General features: G+C 52.6%; 15 protein-coding genes. 11 read left to right on the top strand and 4 right to left on the bottom strand.

Translation table 11 applies throughout. The features are described 5' to 3' along the window. Nucleotides 1-79 precede the first annotated feature (79 nt). Nucleotides 80-625, top strand: coding sequence for a flavin reductase (locus EIP93_RS11825; protein ID WP_010295620.1), 546 nt, complete (start codon nucleotides 80-82; stop codon nucleotides 623-625). Nucleotides 626-793: 168 nt separating this feature from the next. Here the strand turns inward: EIP93_RS11825 and EIP93_RS11820 are convergent, their stop codons facing one another. Next, a complete protein-coding gene (locus EIP93_RS11820) occupies nucleotides 794-1,990 on the bottom strand; it encodes a M20 peptidase aminoacylase family protein (protein WP_125232740.1) in 1,197 nt (398 codons plus the stop codon). Between the two features lie 293 nt (nucleotides 1,991-2,283). On the opposite strand from EIP93_RS11820, the gene EIP93_RS11815 reads away from it, so the two are divergent. From EIP93_RS11815 to EIP93_RS11800, 3 genes are all read left to right on the top strand, one after another. Further along, nucleotides 2,284-3,264, top strand: coding sequence for an LLM class flavin-dependent oxidoreductase (locus tag EIP93_RS11815; protein ID WP_125232739.1), 981 nt, complete (start codon nucleotides 2,284-2,286; stop codon nucleotides 3,262-3,264). Between the two features lie 161 nt (nucleotides 3,265-3,425). Next, on the top strand, nucleotides 3,426-3,932 hold the full coding sequence (locus tag EIP93_RS11810; protein WP_116237950.1) for a ClbS/DfsB family four-helix bundle protein: 507 nt from the start codon (nucleotides 3,426-3,428) through the stop codon (nucleotides 3,930-3,932). 825 nt (nucleotides 3,933-4,757) lie between these two features. Then, complete coding sequence (locus EIP93_RS11800) at nucleotides 4,758-6,710, top strand: autotransporter domain-containing protein (RefSeq protein ID WP_125232738.1); 1,953 nt, start codon at nucleotides 4,758-4,760, stop codon at nucleotides 6,708-6,710. A gap of 69 nt (nucleotides 6,711-6,779) precedes the next feature. Here EIP93_RS11800 and EIP93_RS11795 read toward each other — a convergent pair whose 3' ends face one another. Continuing rightward, on the bottom strand, nucleotides 6,780-7,805 hold the full coding sequence (locus EIP93_RS11795; RefSeq protein ID WP_102116495.1) for a LacI family DNA-binding transcriptional regulator: 1,026 nt from the start codon (nucleotides 7,803-7,805) through the stop codon (nucleotides 6,780-6,782). Between the two features lie 390 nt (nucleotides 7,806-8,195). Between EIP93_RS11795 and ascF the strand changes: the two genes are divergently transcribed. The 6 genes from ascF to zigA all read left to right on the top strand — a co-directional run bounded on the left by ascF (nucleotide 8,196) and on the right by zigA (nucleotide 14,411). After that, a complete protein-coding gene (gene ascF / locus EIP93_RS11790) occupies nucleotides 8,196-9,656 on the top strand; it encodes a PTS cellobiose/arbutin/salicin transporter subunit IIBC (RefSeq protein ID WP_103183280.1) in 1,461 nt (486 codons plus the stop codon). 34 nt (nucleotides 9,657-9,690) lie between these two features. Beyond that, nucleotides 9,691-11,121, top strand: a complete 1,431-nt coding sequence (locus EIP93_RS11785; RefSeq protein WP_103183281.1) for a 6-phospho-beta-glucosidase — start codon at nucleotides 9,691-9,693, stop codon at nucleotides 11,119-11,121. A 234-nt stretch (nucleotides 11,122-11,355) separates the two neighbouring features. Beyond that, on the top strand, nucleotides 11,356-12,156 hold the full coding sequence (gene hisN, locus EIP93_RS11780) for a histidinol-phosphatase (protein WP_125232737.1): 801 nt from the start codon (nucleotides 11,356-11,358) through the stop codon (nucleotides 12,154-12,156). A gap of 49 nt (nucleotides 12,157-12,205) precedes the next feature. Beyond that, complete coding sequence (locus EIP93_RS11775; RefSeq protein WP_125233337.1) at nucleotides 12,206-12,592, top strand: VOC family protein; 387 nt, start codon at nucleotides 12,206-12,208, stop codon at nucleotides 12,590-12,592. A gap of 16 nt (nucleotides 12,593-12,608) precedes the next feature. Further along, nucleotides 12,609-13,019 (top strand): hypothetical protein, encoded by a 411-nt coding sequence (locus EIP93_RS11770; protein WP_125232736.1) that lies wholly within the window; start codon nucleotides 12,609-12,611, stop codon nucleotides 13,017-13,019. Nucleotides 13,020-13,187: 168 nt separating this feature from the next. Further along, complete coding sequence (zigA, locus tag EIP93_RS11765; RefSeq protein WP_125232735.1) at nucleotides 13,188-14,411, top strand: zinc metallochaperone GTPase ZigA; 1,224 nt, start codon at nucleotides 13,188-13,190, stop codon at nucleotides 14,409-14,411. A 181-nt stretch (nucleotides 14,412-14,592) separates the two neighbouring features. Here the strand turns inward: zigA and EIP93_RS11755 are convergent, their stop codons facing one another. Together EIP93_RS11755 and EIP93_RS11750 are read right to left on the bottom strand one after the other, a co-directional pair. Beyond that, nucleotides 14,593-15,738 carry an AAA family ATPase gene (locus EIP93_RS11755; protein ID WP_125232733.1) on the bottom strand — a complete coding sequence of 382 codons (1,146 nt, stop codon included), beginning with the start codon at nucleotides 15,736-15,738 and terminating at the stop codon, nucleotides 14,593-14,595. Next, a complete protein-coding gene (locus tag EIP93_RS11750) occupies nucleotides 15,735-16,628 on the bottom strand; it encodes an RNA ligase family protein (RefSeq protein WP_103940698.1) in 894 nt (297 codons plus the stop codon). Before EIP93_RS11750 ends, EIP93_RS11755 begins: the two co-directional genes overlap by 4 nt. Nucleotides 16,629-17,127: 499 nt before the next feature. On the opposite strand from EIP93_RS11750, the gene EIP93_RS11745 reads away from it, so the two are divergent. Beyond that, nucleotides 17,128-17,721, top strand: a complete 594-nt coding sequence (locus EIP93_RS11745) for a hypothetical protein (protein WP_125232732.1) — start codon at nucleotides 17,128-17,130, stop codon at nucleotides 17,719-17,721. Nucleotides 17,722-17,947 lie beyond the last annotated feature (226 nt).

Here is a 17,947-nt window from a genome sequence, read left to right as displayed (position 1 = left end):
TTTCAGATTATGATATGGCTTGTTTTGTTAGTATGATGTTAATAACCATGTTTCTCGCCGTATCTAAAGGAAGTATTTAATGTCTGATTTGATAGCTGAACGACACGTCACCGCGAATGACGCGATTCTCTCTGCGGCGGTTGCCACGGTTGACCGGCAGGCGTTTCGTGATGCGATGGCAAGGCTGAGCGCGGCGGTCAATGTCGTTACGACGGATGGCCCAGCAGGTAAGGCTGGTTTTACGGCGTCCGCCGTGTCCAGCGTCAGTGATTCGCCGGGTACGCTGCTGGTGTGTCTAAATCGCGGTTCGTCGGTGTATCCCACGTTTCAGGCGAATACGCATTTGTGCATCAATACGCTGGCGGCCCATCATGAAGCGCTGTCGTCGCTGTTTGGGAGCCCGTCGTCTACCGAAGAACGGTTTGCAGCAGCGGAGTGGGACGTGTTACACACGGGTTCACCGGTGTTGCGGGACGCGCTGGTAGCGTTTGACTGTCAGGTTGAAGAGGTGGTGAGCGCGGCGACGCACGATATCTTTATTTGCCGGGTATTAGCGATTAAGCAGGGCGAAGGCACGGATGGTCTGGTGTATTTTTCCCGTCGTTATCATGCTGTTCGCGGTTAACCCATACCGCTTTCTCACCTAATCCCGATCGTTTGACGATCGAGATACCCGGAGCAACCACGGGGTGAGGCGTCCCTGCGGGAACCTCATCCCCGTGTCTCTCCTAATATCGGATTAATGTAATCAATACACCTCCGCCGAATTGATCGTGCGGAGGTGATTGTGTTTTTACGATGAAGACAGTACGGCCTGTGGTGAGGTGGCTTTCGTGGTGCTCAGGCGATGCAGTGCCGCTTCCGCTAACTGTGCGAAATAGCGAGAAGCGGGCGCAATCGCGCTTTCATCTGGGTTGAATTGAGGATGGTGCAAACCAAATTCGCTGTCTGAACCAATGCTGACGAACGTGCCTGGCACGTCCTGAAGATAAAGCGCAAAGTCCTCACCGCTCATTTGCAGCTCGGCGTTTTCTACCTGATAGCCCGCGTCTCTGGCAATTTGCTTGCTGAAATCGGCCCATTCACTGGTGTTCACAACCGCAGGCGGGCCGGGATACCATTTCAGTTCCGCTTTTGCACCCAGCGCAAGGGCGATGCCGCCAATCAACTGCTCTATTCGTTCCGGTATCTCCGCGCGAATCGCGGCATTGTAGGTACGAACTGTCCCTTCCAACTCTACCGTTTGCGGCAGGACGTTCCAGGTGTTGCCGCCCTGAATACGCGTGACGCTGATGACCAACGACTCCAGCGAGCTGAAGCTACGGCTGGGCAGCGTTTGCAGCGCATTGACGATATTGCAGGCGGTGACGATGCTGTCGATGCCCTGTTCGGGTTTGGCCGCGTGTGCGCCTTTGCCGGTAATGTGAATGGCGAAGCGATCCACGTTGGCATAAAACGGGCCGCTGCGTGTAGCGAAGGTGCCAGCGGGGAGTTCAGGCGCGTTGTGCAGGCCGAAAACGGCCGCGACATCGGCGAGCGCGCCGGCGCGGATGAACTGTTTGGCGCCAGTCGAGACCTCTTCTGCAGGTTGGAAAAACAGCCTGACTTTACCCGGTAAGACAGATTCGCGTTTTTTCAACAAACAGGCAGCACCCAGCATCACGGCGGTGTGGAAATCGTGGCCACAGGCATGCATGACGCCCGCGTGCTGAGAGCGAAACGGCACATCGACTAACTCTTCAATCGGCAGCGCATCAATATCGGCCCGCAGCGCAATCGTCGGGCCGCTGCCGTGACCGATTTCGGCAACGACGCCTGTGGTTAACGCAAGGGGCAACAGGCGGATGTCTTTCTCTTGTAGCCAGCGGGTAATGTGCGCGGTGGTTTGGTGTTCCTGATTGGACAATTCCGGGTACTGATGCAAGTGCCGTCGCCAGTTAATTAACTGTTGCTCAAATGACGTATCACAACAGGGGATAGATTCAGCCATATCAATACACCTCCTTAACAAAACTTAAACATGCTAAAGGTAGCCGATAGCAACGCAATGGATAAATACCATCTGGTTATATTTCATGTCTTTTTATGATGGCGCTTTTTTGTATTCATTTATTATGAATATTTCAGCTAACAAAATCTGTTATTAATATTTATTTTTTACACCTTTATGCAACATTCTTCTTATTCTATTTTTTGCTATGGCTGTTGTTTTTGTTATGACTATTTATTGCTGTGAATAGCGCTAGCACGCTAACGGATAGTCGCTGAAAATAAGGAAACATCGTGGGATATAAACTCAGTTTATTAGATCAAAGCCCCATCGCCGAAGGAATGAGTGCGGCGCAGGCGTTGGCGCAAACCGTGTCGCTGGCGAAAGTGGCGGAAGCGCTTGGCTATCATCGCTTTTGGGTTTCCGAGCATCATAATTCCGATGAATTGGCGGGATCATCTCCCGAGGTCTTGATCACCTGGCTATTGGCGCACACCACAACGCTGCGTATTGGCTCCGGCGGCGTGATGTTGCAGCACTACAGTCCGTATAAAGTTGCGGAGAATTTCCATGTGATCAGCGCACTGGCGGGTGGGCGTGTGGATTTGGGGATCGGCAAAGCACCGGGTGGGCTGCCGCTGGCGACGCGGGCGCTACAGCAGGAAATCGGTGAGACGCAGCGGGTTGCCTTTACGGAGAAGCTACATCAGCTAAACCGCTTTCTCGATAGTCATGACGAGACAGCCGAACGCCTGAACGCGACGCCATTACCTGAACAGACGCCACAGCGCTTTCTGCTGGGTGCCAGTCAGGAAAGTGCGCGGTTAGCTGCCTCACTGGGTTGGAATTTTGTGTTCGCCGGGTTCATTAACGCCAGTGAAACGCTGCTGACGGAGTCTCTCCTGAGCTATCGGGAGTTGAAGCCCGCCAGCGCTCAGACGCTGCTGTCACTGTCGGTGATTGCCGCCGAACGTCATGAGGATGCAGAGGCACTGGCCAGCACGCAGCATAATTATAAAGTTTATATTGAGAACAAGCCGCCGCTGACGGTAGGCAGTCAGGAACAGGCTGATAACTTCGTTCGGCAAGCGGGTGCGACGGATTTCCGTATCGTACAGGAGCCGCGTCATGTGCTTTACGGCACGCCGGAACATATTCATCAGCGTTTGGATAGCTACCATCAGCGCTTTGGCGTGGATGAGTTCATCATCCATACGCCTGTAACGTTACCCCGCGAGCGTGAAGCGTCGATTCGGCTGCTAGCACAGCGCTGAAAACGTGAGCGATGACAAGGCGGTGGCGCCGTTTGATCGGTAACCTGATTCTGTATATATACCCTAAATAATTCGAATTTCAGGACAAAACATTAGCGTTTTGAACAACGCACATGCAACTTGAAGTATGACGGGGATAGCAGAATAGTCGGGGGGAGATGATGGCGGTGCCAGAAAGCAAGGAAGCCTTGATCAAGGCAATCAACAGTCAGTTTGCGCTGTTAATGAAGAAAATCGAGGCCGTTCCTGCCGAACGCGCATTTTTGCCAGAAATGGCAGGGCATGCGCAGGGAACGCAGATGAGCGCGGCCAATCTGGTGGCGTATTTGCTGGGCTGGGGCAATCTGGTGCTGAAATGGCATCAGCAGGAAGAGCAGGGTAACCCCATTGATTTCCCCGAGACGGGCTACCAGTGGAATCAGCTTGGTTTACTGGCGCAAAAATTCTATCAGGACTTCGCTCATATTACCGATTGGTCTGAAATGGTCGCGCTGCTTACCGCAAATAAACGGGCGCTTATCGCGCTGGTGGAGCGCTATACCAATGCGCAACTCTATGGTGAATGTTGGTACGGTAAGTGGACGCGTGGTCGGATGATTCAGTTTAACACTGCCTCGCCTTATAAAAATGCCGCTGGGCGGCTGCGTGCGTGGGAGAAAAACAAATAACGCTTTGATATAAAATCAAAAAATACATTGCTGATTTTGAATCTTACCTTTTCTCTCATGAGGGCCGCGTTAGCGGTTTTTTTCAGACAAAACCTTACATATTCCCCCCGCTTGACTGTTCTATACTCAGTAATAAGCAAGATAAGTTTTACTGGCAGAGAAGATGAATAGGGGGAAGAAAAATGATTGGTCTCAACCTAGTTTATCCAGTGTCATATAGCACCATGCCTGACAAACCTGATCATGTTCAGGGCATTTCCCGCTCGTCTCAGCTGTCTGGTTACCCTAATCAGGACGCGTCTACTCGAACCCGGACGACGTACGACAATAGCGCGTCGGTCTTTAAGCCACCGATAGCCGATGGAGTTAATCGCCCAACGGAAAATAACCAGCTTAATGTTTACGTTTAAGACGGTATCAAGCGGATAAAAATGGGCAATCACGTACTGTAAACGATCGTTTTCGGTGCGTGTGTTGCCTTTTTTATTTTCATTAAAGTCTCTTCATCAACATATCCTCCTCAAATTCTCTGCATTTCCATCCTTTTTCCTTCCCTGTTAGTCACTTGCTCGTCACCGATGTCATTCATGCTTAACCCTATGATTAATCAGTATTACACAATCAAGAATAATTATTTTCATCTTGTTGTTTATTGACACACTTCATCACATTTTCTTCTGCTCCATAGCATTGGAATGAATATTGCTGCTATTTTTCTTTCTTTAACAAAGACATGACCTGGATAAGGTTCCTCTGGCGTCGTTGTTAAGAATGATAAATGGCGAGAATAGCCAATGTTAATAATGAGAAAAGGGAGTGGTGTGCATGTTTAAGCAAGTGGCAGTGGCGGTAGGGATGGCGTGTTTATGTGTACCGACCTGGGCTTATGATTACGGTGATTATGCGAAAGAGACAGTGGATACGCTTATTAATGATTATCCGGGACGCTATCGCGGTACGGCAAATTTTATCGGCGCGGCGGACTGGATGACGCAGCGTATGGCGTTTGGCTATACCACGGTCAGGCAGGACTTTTCCTGGACGGCAGGTGGTACGACGCGTTCGTCACAAAACGTACTGGCTTATAATACTGGACTGAGCAGTGAGTACATTATTACCGGCGCGCACTTTGATACCTTCTTCGGGCGGCCAACGTTGCAAGGTTTAGACGACAACGCGTCTGGTGCCGCAATCCTGACGGAAGTGGCACGTAATTTTAGCGGTATTCAGACGGAAAAAACGCTGGTCTTTGCAGCCTTTGGTGCGGAAGAAGAAGGGCTGCGCGGTTCGCGCGCGATGGTTAATGAATTGATCGCTCAGGGAACCGCGGGTGGCCTTAAGGCCATGATTAACATGGACAGCATGATTACCGGTGACAAACTCTACGCCCACGCCGGCGATAACAGCGTGGCGAATCCTGAGTTAGCCAGCCTGCGTCAACAGACGCTGCGTATTGCGAACGAACTGGGTATCGAACTGTTCACCAATCCAGGGCTGAATGCGAGTTATCCGGCAGGAACCGGCTGCTGTAGCGACGGCGATAGCTTTAATGAAGCGTTTGATATTCCTGTGCTCTATATGGAGGCGACCAACTGGGATATTGGCGATCAGGATGGTTATGAGCAAACCACGAACCCCGCGGTGCCGGGAGGGGCGACATGGCATAACCCTACAGTTGATAACGAGGCCTTTCTGACCAGTGTGCTGGGTCAGGAACGTATCGATCAGCGCCTGAGCGATGTTTCACGGCTAGTGACACGGCTGCTGCTGGAGATCTCCAATACCGATTTGCTGCATTCGGCGTATTCTGCTGCCGCGATGCAGCAGGCGATGGAAGAGAGCCTGAAGCGTCAACGCCAGTCACTAAGCGATTTGCATAATCAGCGCTGGTTGCTGCTGCAAAATACCCCTCGCCGCGCGGGCACGTTGGATACCGCGATTGGGGTTGAGGGCGATGTGATGCCGTCAAACGGTTTTGACCGCGCACCGCAGCAGCGCTCTCGTCAAGCGATGGCTTATGCACTGGTGGATTATCAATTACGTGACGGTGTCACTGTTGGTGGCAGTCTGAGCCTGCTGCGTAGTAAAGATAAACTTGAACGGAATGGACATATTGAAAGCGATACCTGGCAAGCTGGCGTCTACGGTTTGCTGAATCAGGGCGGGCCAGCCTGGCTAGGCAGCGAAGTGACTGCGGGTCGGGCGGCGATTGCGTCACGCCGTTCGGTTTATCTGCAATCTGCGGGTGGCTCGGTTCTGTTGGACAACACGCTGGATGGTAACACCGAAGCGCAGTTCATCGGTGCTCGCGTCACCGGCGGCTATGATTTCCCGCTGGGTGACTTGAGTACTGGTCCGGTTGTTGGGCTGGATTACGCACGTTATCGCATCAATGCGTTTGATGATAAAGGCAACCTGCGGACTGGCGTACGGTATGAAAAACAGGATATTGATTCTCTGGAAGCCACTCTGGGCTGGCGCGTGCGTGGCAATATGGAATTCAGCAATAAAATGTCGCTGCAACCTTATGCCACAGTGGCGTGGGTGCGTGAATTGGCTGATGGGCTTGATCCCAGCTTTACGGTGAAAGATCGCGTCGATGGTGCAAACCGTCGCGTTGCGGTAGGGGAACAGGATAAGAATTTTGGTCAGGCGAAGGTCGGCGTACAGTGGCTTGCAGCAAAAAATCTCAATCTATATTCCGAAGTCGGTAGCCGTTTCGGTCATCGGGATGGCGATCAAACGCGTTACAGCGTGGGCGTACAATGGCAATTCTAAGTCTGTTGCCGTAAAGAACGGGAAAAAATAAGCCGTTAAAGCGGGGTCTGAAATGACCCCGTAGCGGATTCAAACGGGCTGATTACCGTACGGCCCGTTCTGAATGGAATCTCTGACCTGCAATTCCGACAAGAACAGATTTTCTTTCGAGAAATAGCCGCCGTCCAGCATCGCGATCAGGCGGTTAATCACTTCGTTGATCATATCGCTCACAGGATCTTTGACGCTGGAGAGCGATGGTTTCAAAAACGGGGCGGTGGGAATATCGTCGAACCCGACGACAGAAACGTCGTGCGGGACGGCAACGCCAGCCTCATCCAGCGCTTTTATTGCGCCAATCGCCATATCGTCATTGCTGGCGAGAACGGCGCTGAACGATACCCGGTTATCGCGCAGGGCGTTAATGGCGAGCGAGCCGCTGCGCGGTGTCCATTTACCTCTCACAATCAGCTCGTCCCGTACCGCAATATTGGCCGCCGTCAGGGCATCTTTATAGCCGGAAAGGCGTTCGATAGCCGTCGGCGAATCCAGCGAACCGGTGATAAAAGCGATATCTCTATGGCCGCGCGCGATCAGATGCTGCGTGGCGTTATAGCTGGAACCTTTGTGATCGCAGCAGATGCAGTGGCTCTGGTGTTTACGCAGTTTACGGTTGACCACCATGATCGGCTGCTTGTGCTTCTCGATGATGTCGTCCATTTCATCCACGTTGAGAAAACGGGGATAGATGATGATCGCATCACAGCGCAATCCCAGCAGGAATTGAATCGCGGCTCTTTCTTCATCGGCGCTGTGTTTGCCGTCGACCAGAATCAACTGACGCCCGTTATCTTCCAGTTTCTTGGCGGCCTGTGACAGCAGTTCGTTAAAATAGCTGCCGTTATAGAGCGTGTTGGTCACCACCAAACCAATACAGGCTGATTTGCTGGTCGCCAGATTCCGCGCCAGTAAATTGGGCCGATATCCCGTCTCCTCAATGGCCTGATAGACCAGCGTTTTGGTTTCTTCACTGGTATAGCCTTTGCCCGATAGCACGCGCGACACCGTCGCTTTTGATACGCCTGCTTTCTTCGCCACTTCCTGCATTGTCGACATGAGACATCCTGAGACGTTGAATACTCCCATCATTTTACACACTTTATATCCGTCATACGTCAAGTTGCCTGTGTGTTGGCCGCAAGGGGATGAGTGCGGGTGCGATCGAGAGAAGGATCACATTTCTATGGCGATCGTGGTCACATAAGCAAAATATTAACAATTCATCTATTGAAATTACATTCACATATAAACACTATCATGTGGAACCGGTTACCCATCGGCGTTTCATCACGTTGCATGGAGCAGGGATACCGGCATGAATACTTTCATAACTGTATGAAATTGAATAATAAATGTGTGCGCATCAAGTGACATTCCCGTTTTGGACGCGTTGAGCGGTGTGTTGAATTGGGTGTAGCGTGCGCGATTACGAGAGATTGTTTATCCATGTCAAAGAATTATGCGGCTGTATCCCGTTCGATCGTCGATGCCATCGGTGGTGCTGATAACATCGCTGCCGTGACGCACTGTATGACCCGTCTGCGCTTTGTGCTGAAAGATAATGATGCCGCGAATGTGGCCGAATTGAAGGCCATAAGCGGCGTGTTGGGTGTCGTGAAAAATGATAACCAGTGTCAGGTCATCATCGGCAACACCGTTTCTCAGGCCTACGCCGAAGTGGTGAAACTGCTGCCGGAAGGCGCGGAGGCTGAAAAAGCCGTACCAGTGAACAATAAAATTACGCTGCGACGCATCGGCGCGGGGATTCTGGATGCGCTGATTGGCACGATGTCACCGCTCATTCCGGCAATTATCGGCGGCTCGATGGTGAAATTGCTTGCCATGATCCTCGATATGACCGGGTTGTTTGAGAAGGGCGCATCGACGATAACGATTCTGAACGTGATTGGCGACGGCGCGTTCTTCTTCCTGCCGATCATGGTGGCGGCGTCTGCTGCGGTAAAATTCAAAACCAACATGTCGCTGGCGATTGCTATCGCTGGGGTGCTGGTGCATCCGACGTTTATCGATCTGATGGCAAAAGCGGCGCAGGGTCAGCAGGTGGTGTTTATGGGGTTGACCGTCACGGCGGTGAAGTATACCTACACCGTCATTCCCGCGCTGTGTATGACCTGGATTCTGTCTTACATTGAAAAATGGGTAGACCGCATTACGCCAGCGGTGACCAAAAACTTCCTGAAGCCGATGTTAATCGTGCTGATTGCTTCCCCGATTGCCATCATGCTGATCGGCCCGATTGGGATCTGGATCGGTAGCGGCATTTCTGCGGTGGTGTACACCGTGCATGATTATCTGGGCTGGCTGTCCGTTGCCATCATGGGCGCGATCTGGCCGCTGCTGGTGATGACCGGTATGCACCGTGTGTTTACTCCGACTATCATTCAAACCATCGCCGAGACGGGCAAAGAAGGCATGGTGATGCCGTCTGAAATCGGTGCAAACCTGTCGCTGGGTGGCTCTTCACTGGCGGTCGCCTGGCGTACCAAAAACCCGGAACTGCGCCAGACGGCGCTGGCGGCGGCGGCATCGGCCATTGTTGCTGGGATCTCTGAACCTGCGCTGTACGGTGTGGCTTTGCGTCTGAAGCGTCCGCTGATCGCCTGTTTAATTACCGGTTTTATCTGTGGTGCCGTTGCCGGTATTGGCGGGCTGGCAAGCCATTCAATGGCCTCGCCGGGGCTGTTTACCAGCGTGCAGTTCTTCGATCCGACCAATCCGATGAGCATTGCTTGGGTATTCGGCGTCATGATTCTGTCCGTCGTGATTTCCTTCTTCGTCACCTTGCTGCTGGGCTTTGAAGACATCCCGGTAGAAGAACAACCGGAAGAGAAACGCGTGCAGAGCGACAAGGTTTCCGCGCCGCAGCACGCAGCGAACACGAATTAAATGAAGCACTAATGAGTACGAAGGAGAATAGCGTATGTCTGCATCAACATTTCCCAATGGGTTCTTATGGGGGGGCGCGATTGCGGCCAATCAGGCAGAAGGTGCGTACCTCGAAGGCGGTAAAGGGCTGACGACGGTGGATATGATTCCCCACGGCGTGAATCGTCTGCCGGTTAAACTGGGGCAAGAACCGCGCTTTGCGTTGCGTGAGGATGAGTTCTATCCCAGCCATCAGGCGATCGATTTCTACCATCGCTATAAGGAAGATATCGCGCTGATGGCGGAAATGGGGTTCACGGTGTTCCGTACCTCTATCGCCTGGAGCCGGCTCTATCCGAACGGCGATGAGCTGACGCCCAACGCGGACGGCATCGCCTTTTATCGCGATGTGTTTGCCGAGTGCAAGAAGTACAACATTGAGCCGCTGGTGACACTGTGCCATTTCGATGTACCGATGCATTTGGTCACCGAGTATGGCTCATGGCGTAACCGGAAAATGGTGGAGTTCTTCGCCCGCTATGCCCGAACCTGTTTTGAAGCCTTTGACGGGCTGGTGAAATACTGGCTGACGTTCAATGAAATCAATATCTTGCTGCATAGTCCGTTTTCCGGCGCGGGACTGGTGTTTGCCGACGGGGAAAATCAGGAGCAGGTGAAATACCAGGCTGCGCACCATGAACTGGTGGCGAGCGCGCTGGCGACGAAGATTGCGCATGAGGTTAACCCGGAGAATCAGGTCGGCTGCATGCTGGCTGGCGGCAATTTCTATCCGTGGTCGTGCAAACCGGAAGATGTCTGGGCGGCGCTGAATAAAGATCGAGAGAACCTGTTCTTTATCGATGTGCAGGCACGCGGCACCTACCCGGCGTATACCGGCCGTTTGTTTAAAGAGAAGGGCATCACGATTGCGTCAGAGCCGGGCGATGATGAGATTCTCAAGAACACGGTGGATTTTGTGTCCTTCAGCTATTACGCCTCTCGCTGCGCCTCGGCGGATATGAACGAGCAGAATAGCAGCGCGGCGAACATCGTGAAATCGTTAAAGAACCCGCATATCAAGGCAAGCGAATGGGGCTGGGGAATCGATCCGCTGGGTCTGCGCATCACCATGAACATGATGTATGACCGCTACCAGAAGCCGCTGTTTTTGGTAGAAAACGGGCTGGGTGCGAAGGATGAGATTAACGCACAGGGCGAGATTGATGATGACTATCGCATCAGCTACCTGCGCGAACACATCAGCGCGATGGCGGATGCGATTGGTGACGGTATTCCCGTCATTGGCTACACCTCATGGGGCTGCATCGATCTGGTCGCTGCTTCTACCGGTGAAATGAGCAAACGCTATGGTTTCATCTACGTCGATCGCGACGACCGTGGCGAAGGGACGTTAGCCAGAAAGAAAAAGAAATCGTTCTACTGGTATAAGAAGGTTATCGCCAGCAACGGATCTGACCTGAGCTAAAGGCAATAAGGTTGCTCAGCGATTCCTACGATAGCCCCCTGACGGAGACGTTTGGGGGCTATTTTTTTCCAACAATGCGAAGAATGTGAATTGTGGTGGTCTACTGCTTCATGCATAATCGAGCGAGTAAATAACGCATAATAACGCACAATCGAGCTATAGTGAGCATCGCAGCTTATCATCGTCAATGCCCAACGATGTCATCATGCCAACGCGATAGGAAGGTAAAACACCATGAGTCAGTCGCTTCCCGATATTGCCTTTTTTCATGAACTCGCCACGCGGGCCAGTCAGGAAACGTTACCGCGTTTTCGTGCCCTTACCGCAAACCAAATTGAGACGAAGCCGAAAGAGGGTTTTCGTTTTGATCCGGTCACGGCAGCCGACCGAGAGGCTGAGCGGGTCATCAGTGAGCACATCACGCGCCATTACCCCGATCACGCGATTATGGGCGAAGAATTTGGCCTGAGCGGGGAAGGTCCGGTGCGTTGGGTCTTGGATCCGGTTGATGGAACCCGGCCTTTCTTATGTGGCTTACCCGTGTGGGGAACGCTTATCGGCCTGCTGCACCATGAACGCGCCGTGATGGGGATGATGAGCCAGCCGTTTACCGGAGAGCGTTTCTGGGCCGATGGTTCACAGGCCTGGCGTAGCGATCGGCAGGGAGAAAAGCGCTTAAGCACGCGCAAAGGCGTGTCGCTCGAACAGGCAATTCTTCACACTACCGCCCCGGAAGCGCTGGCTATGCACCCCGCGGTTCGCTTCGCAGATCTAGCTGAAAGCACGCTCATGACACGCTACGGCGGCGAGTGTTACGCGATGGCGATGCTGGCAGCAGGCCAGATTGATATCTGCGTGGAATTTGCATTGCAGCCCTACGACATTGTTGCGCTGATTCCGATTATTGAGCAGGCGGGCGGCATCATTACCGATCTCAACGGGCAGCGAGCGGAAGCGGGCGGCACGGTAGTCGCGACCGGTAACCCGGCTCTGCACCAACAGGTGTTAGCCATTCTGAACGGAACGCGGTCATAACCGTTGGTTTGTATCACCAGCAAAAGACAACTGCTGAGAAGGAATCATGATGAAAGTGGCACACGTGGCGTTATGGACGGCCGATCTGGCCACGCAGGCAGCATTTTGGCAGGAATTCTTCTCCGCTCAGGTGGGAGAAAAGTATGTGAGCCGGAATCGCCCCGGTTTTGAATCGCATTTCGTTCAACTGAGTGAAGGCGCATCTATTGAGCTGATGACGCTGCCGGTGCTGGCAGAAGCCTTAACTAATAAAGAAGTTTGCGGCTGGGCACACGTCGCGATTTCGGTCGGGAGCAAAGCGGATGTCGAGGCATTAGCCAGCAAAGCGGCAGAACGCGGCATTTTGGTTGCCCAGCCTCGAATGACAGGGGACGGATTTTATGAAGCGATCGTCAGCGACCCTGATGGTAATCTGATTGAGATAACGTCAGACTGATTCGGAACCCTTTCGTATGCTGCACAAATTGCCCTCATTCGATCGACAACATAGCGCGATGTTGATTTGTGCCGGTGAAATCCGGTTCGGCCCTCTTTATTTTTCGCTCTCCATCGACGGAAAAGAACTGGAAGGGCGCGTTTTTGGCAAGGACATGCTGTGGTCGCCGGATTCGCGTTATCTTGCAGTGCAAGAGTGGCTCTCTACGGCGGAACGCGACGGCCCGCAAACGGCTTTACTCTGTATTGATGTGCTCGAAGAACGGCAATGTCAGGTTTCTCAGGCGGCGGGGGGATTTATCGTCCCCGTACGTTTCGAGGACGATAAATTGGTCTATGAGAAACAGTATTTTGGTGCAGAAAAAAACGGTATCACAGAATACGAGATCCCGTTTACCACACTTCCGCGCTGGGGCGCGCTGTATTAGACCAAACCAAACCCTCAATGATTTTTCATGCATGAATTGTTATGTTATAACATATCATGTGATGCGTAGGGAGCTTATCGCGATGAAGGTTTAAAAGCTAAACATTCGTGGTGATGAATCATTCCAAAGCAGAAAAGTAAAAATGCAAATCATTAGAGAGTGTGAAATATGGCTGACGTTGTAGCTCGACAGAAAGCAGATGCAAGACTACCTGTGACCGTACTATCCGGCTTTCTCGGTGCGGGAAAGACCACGTTACTTAACCATATTCTGAATAATCGCGCTGGCCGACGCGTCGCGGTGATCGTCAATGACATGTCAGAAGTGAATATTGATGCTGCACTGGTGAGGGAGGGCGGCGCTGAGCTTTCACGGACGGACGAAAAATTGGTGGAGATGAGTAACGGCTGTATCTGTTGCACGCTGCGTGAAGATCTCCTGATCGAGGTTAATCGGCTGGCGAAAGAAGGGCGTTTTGATCAGTTAGTCATTGAATCAACCGGTATCGCGGAACCGCTTCCGGTCGCGGAGACATTCACGTTTGCGGGTGACGATGGGGAAAGCCTCTCTGAAGTCGCTCGGCTGGATACGATGGTGACCGTTGTCGACGGCTATAATTTCTTAAACGATTACACGTCGGTGGACAGTATCCATTCACGCGGAGAATCGTTAGGAGAGGGGGACGAGCGCAGCGTGGTGGATTTGTTGATCGACCAGATCGAATTCTGCGATGTCATTATCCTCAACAAGACGGACCTTATTGATGCGACGCAACAGCAGAAGTTGGTTGCGATTATTCGTTCACTGAATCCGGGCGCAAAAATACTTCATGCACAGTTTGGCGTTGTGCCGTTGAACGAGGTGCTCGATACGGGATTGTTTGATTTCGACAAAGCGGCGCAGGCCCCCGGATGGTTGAAAGAGCTACGCGGCGAGCATACGCCTGAAACGGAGGAATATGGCATCGCCAGTTTTGTTTTCCGCGCGCGTCGGCCGTTTCATCCTGCCCGCTTCGCGCAGGTCATGGAAAATTCGCTCGCCGGGGTTGTCAGATCCAAAGGCTATTTTTGGTTGGCAAGCCGTCCGGAATATGCCGGATCGTGGTCTCAGGCAGGCGGCGTGGCGCGTCAGGGGCTGGCTGGTTCATGGTGGGTCAGTGCGCCAAAAGAAAGATGGCCGACAGATAGTGAATCGCTAGATTACATTCGTTCCATATGGGTGGATGGCGTGGGTGATGCGCGGCAAGAACTGGTGTTTATCGGTATCGATATGGATGAATACGCGCTGCGAACCCGTCTGGAAGCCGCATTGCTGACGGACAAAGAAATGGCAGAAGGTCTGGCGCTGTGGCTAGATTATCCGGACCCGATAGAGCCCTGGTTCGCGTCATAACGTGTGGGGAATCTAGAAAAGGCCTGATTGCTCAGGCGGCAGGGGGATTTATCGTCCCCGTACGTTTCGAGGACGATAAACCGATCTATGAAAAACAGTATGTTGATGCAGGAAGAAACGGTCTCACAGAGTACGAGATCCCGTTTACCGCGCTTCCACGTTGAAGTGCGCTACGGCGGCGTTAGCTTTCATAGCGAACATCATGTGCTTCTGTCGGCGAAGGAAGTTCCCATTTCGTCAGCATACCTTGCAGCGTTTTGTTGCTCAATGTGGTGTCCCGTTTCCCGTTGCGGCGCAGCAATTCCTGACGCGGACGCTCCAGATAAACGATCTCCACTTCTGCGCCGTAGGCGTAGCACAGATCCAACGTGCGGGTGCGCATTTGCTGGCTGAGATGCGTGGCATTCCACACGAACGGTTCGTGCGTTCGCAGCAGTGAACGCGCTTTATCGGTCGCCCAGTGCACCGCTTTCCCTTCATTTTCACCGTGTTTCAGCCCCAACTCTGTTCGCGCATCGTCGAAAGACACCACGGGTAAATTGGGCCGATGTGTTCGCACCCAGGTGTCTTTTCCCGAAGCCGGCAAACCGCACATCACGGTGACCTTTGAACCCGGTTCCTGAAACAGTGGGTAGTCTGGATGAACATCGGCTCCGCGAAAATAATTCAGGCGCGTGTGGGCATCGACAAACGATCTCGGCTGACCGTAACAGCCTTCCTCCCGTGCCAGCTCGCGAAACAGCTCAATACTGTCGAGCACGCGCGCTTGATCCTGACAGATACGCCCACGCATATCGGCTTCCGCCAGCGTTGCCAGCAGCGGAATGCTCAACTGCCATGACAGTTCGCGAATCGTAAAGATCGGCGACACCCGACGTCGCTCATCCTCAAGGCAATAAAACGGCACCTGATGCACCGAAATTAAGCGGCAAATCGCTTCCCGAATCGCAAACGGAACGCCGGCATCCCACAGCAGCACCCGTGCGTCGATAGCGCCTTTGCGCGAATGCCCCGGTTGACCAATCTGACCCGTTACCGGGTCAATTACCGTCGTGCGGTACTTTGCAACGTCATGCAGCAACGCAGCAAAAAACAAGATTTCCTGTTGCTCACGCGTAGCGTTCTGGTAATCGGGAAGCTGCAATAGCGACTCGACAACCATGATGGTGTGTGTCCAGACATCGCCTTCGCCGTGATAGCGCGGCTCCTGCGGCGTCTCTTTGGCGCGTTGAAGCACCGGGAACGAATCCAGACAATCAGCAAAATCTGGCTGTGTGCCAGAGACGGGGACCAATCCCCTGATGGTATTCCAATCCATGATAATCATACTCCTTGCTTATCGGGCATGGCGGCGGCGAGCGCGTCCAAAGAACGCAGCGTATTCAGCCCCAGCATTTCCCAGGATACTTGTGGACAAGGCGCGTACAGATCAACGCCTTCAGCCAGTTGGTTCGGCAAAATAGGGCGTCGGGAATGATGCGATCCACTGTCCAAAATGGTCTGGATAAAGTCATGGCGTACCAGCTTGTAACGTGCCAGTACCTGTTCATCATCTTCAACCTTCAGATACAGGCCTTCCGAACGATCCGATTTATCGGTTTGCTGCCAGCACAACGCGAGCGGTAAACCTTCACGCTGTACGGTAGATTCAAACGCAGTCTTCCAGTTCTGGCTTTTTGCCAGCGAACGGAACACCAGCTTCCACAGCAATGCCGGATTCGTTGGCATTTCCCCGGCGTAAAGTACCGGAACGGACAGCACGGGCGAACCGGCCAGCATCGCGTGTCGGCGCGCCGTCGATAAAAAAATGCCGTCACGACGATCGTAAAGATCAAATTCGTGAAAATAGTGCGGCAACCTGTCATAAAACACGGAATGCTTGCTGTACGCCCATTCGCCGTACATCACGAAACGGTCTTCCAGCAGCTCAAGAAAACGCATTTCGTGCGCGGTGGCCCAGAGCTTGAACTGGTTGAACTGCCGTTCCCGCGAACCGCCAGCCAGATAGTGGCCACGTGACTGGAGCAGGAGTTCCGCCGTTTCATTGAAGGACACGCCGCTGTTCGCGCCGTCGATCTTTTCTTCGATCACGACGTAACGGCCTGCCAGCGCTTTCAGTGCAATTTGATCCGACGCATCATCGCCGGGCTGTAAACGCGAACCTTCCAGATGAGGGGTACGCGGATATTTTAATAACGGTATTGAATGTAAATACATGTTTTTCGCCTGCTGCGTTATTGGCGCAGCCAGGCCCATCTATGAAAAAAAGAGGGCCGACGAACGTGTTCTGGCGCGAGTCTATAGACTGTCCACTGGCATTCCAGAGGTCAGAGTCGCGGGGGAGGAAGCGGGAGGTTCGTTTTCTGCTCCGCACAATAGCGGAGAAAACAGGGAACTCGTACCGCAGCCAACGCTGGCGCAGACTGCGCCGAATCGAGGCTGCTTAATGCAGTCGTCGGCGGTTAGAGGGGGGCTGACGTAAAGGGCACTTTAGGGCTCCACATGACACATTGGGGGTGAGTAAACGGCGCGATTCTAGCGAAGGAATTCTCCGACAACAAGTTTTTGTATAAAAAATGCTATTCTTTCCTGTCGTTGTAGAATGCACTGTCGCGTGTAAACGTGGTAAAAAGGCCTGAGGCTATCGACGTCAGCGTGATAAGAATAGCGAGTGGTGAGATAGGGGAATGCACACAATGAAGAGTCGAGGAATATAATGAAAATCAGTGTGATAAAGAAAGGGATTGCGGGTCTTTTACTGGTACTGCCGTTGTACGGTGTCGCAGAGACAAAAGATCCAGATTTGTTCGTCGGCTATACCACGCAGGATCTTACCGATGCATTACCTGCGCAGCTGTTGAACATGATTCAGCGAGAAAAAGTGGTCGATGCGGCAAACCACATGGTGCAGACCGAGTATGTTGACCCTGCGACAGGCAATAAGGCGCTGGTTTCATTGTTCATGCTGCCGCCAGATAGAGATGGCAATGTCCCGATTGCTTCCAAGCCCAGCGATCTGGATGCGGTGATCGCCAGTACCGAAAAAGAGATGCTGCGCCAGCGCATCAAACCTGACCAGCGTGCGGGAAATATTGATGATGCGACGCCTTTTCGCTGCTTACAAACGATTCTGAATAATAAGGTTCTGCATTCGCTGTGCTCGACGCTGATTAAAGGGCGCGTGCTGGAAGTACAGGCGATCAACACGGTCGAAAATATTCAGGATGAAGCCGCGCTGAATAAGGTCATCGGGCAACAAAATGAGTTTGTTGTTGGGATGGGAAAAACGATGCTGGCGCTTAAAAAGTAATCCGTACTAACGCACCAGAATGGGCGTCAGCGGTGACAGACCACCACTGTTTCTCATCAACATTTCTGAGCGAAGGCGAACACCTTCGCTTTTTTTGCACCAAAAATCCCCCGGTTCTCCCTTGCCAGATTCTTAGCGTTCGTGCATAACTGCCGGTGCCAAAGGGCCGATGCCTGAAATCGGGCATGGCGAAACGACATTCATTACGAAATATATTCATCACGAA

Origin of the sequence: Pectobacterium versatile, from assembly GCF_003932035.1 — a bacterium.
GTDB classification, from domain to species: Bacteria; Pseudomonadota; Gammaproteobacteria; order Enterobacterales; family Enterobacteriaceae; genus Pectobacterium; species Pectobacterium versatile.
The sequence above is the reverse complement of the archived record's forward strand: the minus strand, read 5'-3'. Positions and strand labels throughout refer to the sequence as shown.

Bases quoted from the DNA above. Each gene is read 5' to 3' on its own strand.
- EIP93_RS11825 (WP_010295620.1), top strand. From the start codon at position 80: ATGTCTGATTTGATAGCTGAACGACACGTCACCGCGAATGACGCGATT.
- EIP93_RS11820 (WP_125232740.1), bottom strand. From the start codon at position 1,990: ATGGCTGAATCTATCCCCTGTTGTGATACGTCATTTGAGCAACAGTTA.
- EIP93_RS11810 (WP_116237950.1), top strand. From the start codon at position 3,426: ATGGCGGTGCCAGAAAGCAAGGAAGCCTTGATCAAGGCAATCAACAGT.
- EIP93_RS11800 (WP_125232738.1), top strand. From the start codon at position 4,758: ATGTTTAAGCAAGTGGCAGTGGCGGTAGGGATGGCGTGTTTATGTGTA.
- EIP93_RS11795 (WP_102116495.1), bottom strand. From the start codon at position 7,805: ATGTCGACAATGCAGGAAGTGGCGAAGAAAGCAGGCGTATCAAAAGCG.
- ascF (WP_103183280.1), top strand. From the start codon at position 8,196: ATGTCAAAGAATTATGCGGCTGTATCCCGTTCGATCGTCGATGCCATC.
- EIP93_RS11785 (WP_103183281.1), top strand. From the start codon at position 9,691: ATGTCTGCATCAACATTTCCCAATGGGTTCTTATGGGGGGGCGCGATT.
- hisN (WP_125232737.1), top strand. From the start codon at position 11,356: ATGAGTCAGTCGCTTCCCGATATTGCCTTTTTTCATGAACTCGCCACG.
- EIP93_RS11775 (WP_125233337.1), top strand. From the start codon at position 12,206: ATGAAAGTGGCACACGTGGCGTTATGGACGGCCGATCTGGCCACGCAG.
- EIP93_RS11770 (WP_125232736.1), top strand. From the start codon at position 12,609: ATGCTGCACAAATTGCCCTCATTCGATCGACAACATAGCGCGATGTTG.
- zigA (WP_125232735.1), top strand. From the start codon at position 13,188: ATGGCTGACGTTGTAGCTCGACAGAAAGCAGATGCAAGACTACCTGTG.
- EIP93_RS11755 (WP_125232733.1), bottom strand. From the start codon at position 15,738: ATGATTATCATGGATTGGAATACCATCAGGGGATTGGTCCCCGTCTCT.
- EIP93_RS11750 (WP_103940698.1), bottom strand. From the start codon at position 16,628: ATGTATTTACATTCAATACCGTTATTAAAATATCCGCGTACCCCTCAT.
- EIP93_RS11745 (WP_125232732.1), top strand. From the start codon at position 17,128: ATGAAAATCAGTGTGATAAAGAAAGGGATTGCGGGTCTTTTACTGGTA.